A 1,062-nucleotide genomic window follows, 5' to 3' on the forward strand; every position below is an offset into this window, starting at 1 on the left:
CCCGCACCGGCCCCGTGCTCCTCCACCGCGCGCGGCCTGCCCTCCGGCGCGCCCATCGCGCCTGCTCCGGGCCCGGGCATCCGGCCGGGGGCGAAACGGGACGCGTCGAGGATGTGGCCCGCCGCGGAGTCGGGGTTCGCGGCCAGCGCCGCCAGTACGTGTTCGGGGCCGATGTATCCGGCACCGCCGGTCCTCGCGAGCTCCCTGGCATCCAGCAGGGCGCGCTTCGCGGCCGGTGTGACCGCCAGCGAGGTCTGCCGCGGCGCGTCCTCCGTGTCCGCCTCGGGCGGCCCGACCCGGCTGTCTATCTCCTCCGCCATCCGGTCCGGGTCCACCCCCGAGCTCTTCAGCAGACCGCGGGTGGGCTCGACGGCGAGGGCGGCGCGCAGCAGGTGCTGGGTGTCGAGGTCGTCACTGCCCCGCTGCGCCGCGTACGCCGCGGCCTCCCCGACCAGTTGACGCGCGGGTTCGCTCATCAGCCTGCTGATGTCGACCTGCTGCGGCCCCCGCCTGGGGCCGCCCCCGAGGAAGCGCGACAGAAAATCTCCGAACGGGTCAGGACCGTACGCTCCTGGACCCGAGAATCCGTTGCTCATGGCCGTCCCATCCGTCGTGTGCGGTGTGCACGCCGGCCACCCCACAGGGCGACGGGCATGCCTACGCGTTCCCACAATCAGGACAGACATACACGGACAAATGCGCTCCGCGGCGGACGGGAGACGCACGGCGGACAGACGGCGGAGTATGGGTGCCTTCAGGCGATCCGGCAACCCGGCGCAACGGGCGGACGTGGCGGCGTACACCGGAAAGCGCGCACGGGGAGCCGTCCCTGCCCCCTGCCTCGCAGGCCACCTCCGCACCAATCCCGCACGGAGCGAAGGGTGTTGACAGGCATGCCCGGCAACGCCGCGCGACAGCAAGGCCATTCTTCGGCGATTGCCCCGTGCGTCTTGACGGTCGGGGCTCACCAGTGCCTCAATGGCTTTTTACAACGATAGAAATGAGGGCGCCGAAGCCGCATCCCACGGCCCGGCCGCCGCTCCCCCCGCACTCCCCATACCC

Annotated in this window: 1 protein-coding gene; it reads right to left on the bottom strand. The window is 72.1% G+C overall.

The window, feature by feature from the left end:
* Window positions 1-596 (bottom strand): Clp protease N-terminal domain-containing protein (locus LCE31_RS39845; RefSeq protein ID WP_308042442.1); only part of this gene is annotated, 596 nt, incomplete at its 3' end.
* Between the last annotated feature and the right edge of the window lie 466 nt (window positions 597-1,062).

It is taken from the genome of Streptomyces sp. 8L, from assembly GCF_020176795.1.
Taxonomy (GTDB): Bacteria; Actinomycetota; Actinomycetes; order Streptomycetales; family Streptomycetaceae; genus Streptomyces.